This is a genomic window from Collinsella sp. AF29-7AC (assembly GCF_003475665.1).
Classification (GTDB): domain Bacteria; phylum Actinomycetota; class Coriobacteriia; order Coriobacteriales; family Coriobacteriaceae; genus Collinsella.
This window is the reverse complement of sequence record NZ_QRQX01000041.1, coordinates 1-2034: the sequence shown is the minus strand read 5'-3', so window position 1 is coordinate 2034 and position 2034 is coordinate 1. Positions and strand designations below refer to the sequence as shown.

Here is a 2034-nt window from a genome sequence, read left to right as displayed (position 1 = left end):
ACCTCCAGGAACGGGACGTCGTCGAACAGGAGTCGCTCGAGCTCGTCGGGCGGCAGGTTGAGGAGCTCGTCGCCGGGACGGTGCAGGCAGACCTTCCTGAGCTTGCCGATCTCGGAAGGCACGTGCAGACCTTTCGTCATGGCCTCCTACCTTTCTTTCGGGCCCCTGTCAGGGCCGATTCGTTAGCGCCCCTCCGTGTGAGGCGTTATTGCTGACGACATATTTATATCCAAAATCAGTCCATACTTCCACCTCGCCCCCGAACGGTTTTATATGAGGGGTGAACGGCATACACATATACTTCACGCATGGCACACTTTGATATAATAAAGTGGATTTACGTGCTAAAACGCGTTTTCAGTCCAAATAGCAAATGGAACTTAACTTTATTAAACCACCCTCAAATTGCATATTTCTAATAAAGCTATGAATAGAATCAGCGATTCATGCCGCGTCTCAACCATTTTCATTTTTATTCAGAAAAAAGTTTGTCCTATTCATTTCTGGTAAACAAATTACCGTTTACCAGACGCTTGATACCGTTCACCGGAAGCTCAGTATAAGGCCCAGCGGATACCGGCTCGCTTTACGGCCCCATTTGTAACAACTTGACTTCTCGGTATAGAAAAACGAGCCCGCTTCCCCTAGGGAAACGGGTCCGTTTTCGATTATCTTCGGCCAATTTGGATAAGGCCCTCGAAGATCGTCGGAATCCTAGCGATCGAACTCCGCCAGTGCCTCGCCCAAAAGCCTCAGGCCCTCGCGAAGAACGTCTTTGCTCGCGCAGTAGCCCAGGCGTGCGCCGCAGGGAAGCTCAAAGCGGCTACCGGGGACCAGCAGCACTCCCCTCTCGGCCAACAGGCGCTTACAGAATTCCTCGTCATCCTCGGGAATATCCAGCTGGATAAACGAGGTGGATATTCCCTGCGGGGCCGTCCAGGAAACGCGATGCTGCGTATCGATCCAAGCCTGCGCGATATCGCGGTTTCCAAACACGATCTTGCGATTGCGCTCGAGAATCTTGTCCTTGTGCTCGAGCACGTAGGTCGCCAGGGCATCGTTGAACACGCCGCCGCAGATCATGGTGTAGTCGCGGTAGGTGCGGATGCGGTTGGACACCTCTTCGTCGGCCACGACCCAGCCCACGCGGGCCGCAGGCGTCGAATAGGTCTTGGACACCGAGTTGGTGACAATGGCCTTCTCGTACATGTCGGCCATCGACATATAGGAGTCAGTGTTTTCGAGCGGCAGGTACACCTCGTCGCACAGCACATAGGCGCCAGCCGAACGGGCGATCTCGGCAATCTGGCCGAGCGTATCGGCATCGAGCACCGTTCCGATGGGGTTCGATGCGTTGTTGATGCAGATGAGCTTGGTATTGGGACGCGCCAAGCGCTTAAGCTCCTCGATATCGGGCTTCCAGCCAAGCTCCTCGCGAAGCTCCCAATACTCGACCTCGGCACCGAGCGTACGCGGAATCTCGTAGAGCGGCGCGTAGGTGGGCCACTCGGCGATGACATGGTCGCCGGGCTCGACCACGGCCATGATGGCGTTGAGGTTAGCGCCCGTGCAGCCATTGGTCTGCAGAATGTGATCGGGATTGACCTCGCGACGATATAGCTTGGCAACCTCGGCCTTAAACTCCGGAGAGCCCTCGATCCAGCCGTAGTTCATCTTCTCGCGGTCCAGGCGCTCGTAGAACGTGGCGCCGTCCTGCTCATCGAGCGCGCGCAGCTCGCCCATGGTGAGCGACGAGATCGTCGACTGGGCGATGTCCCACGTGGCGCTCTTCTCCCAAACGTTGAGCCATTCCTCAACGCCAATCGTCTTAATGTCCATGGCCAAGCTCCTTACAAAAGCAGTCATCCAACCGTGTTGACGTTCCTCAAACAAGATTGGGGCGGCGCGAAAACCCGCACCGCCCCAATGGGAGACATCTAACGTCAGCTAGATGTATGTATTAAGACCTATACGGGTCATAGAAGACCTTAGAGGTCCTCGCGCCAGAAGGGCATGCTCATGCAGCGCGGGCCG

The 2034-nt window shown here is 55.9% G+C and carries 1 protein-coding gene and 1 pseudogene; both read right to left on the bottom strand.

Annotation, left to right across the window (positions count from 1 at the left end):
* A pseudogene (locus DWZ15_RS10765) lies at positions 1-140 on the bottom strand (arginine deiminase); the annotation flags it as partial.
* 574 nt (positions 141-714) lie between these two features.
* Positions 715-1839, bottom strand: a complete 1125-nt coding sequence (locus DWZ15_RS10185) for an aminotransferase (RefSeq protein WP_118450813.1) — start codon at positions 1837-1839, stop codon at positions 715-717.
* Between the last annotated feature and the right edge of the window lie 195 nt (positions 1840-2034).

What these genes read in the sequence shown, in the direction of transcription:
- DWZ15_RS10185 (WP_118450813.1), bottom strand. Translation starts at nt 1,839, where the DNA reads ATGGACATTAAGACGATTGGCGTTGAGGAATGGCTCAACGTTTGGGAG.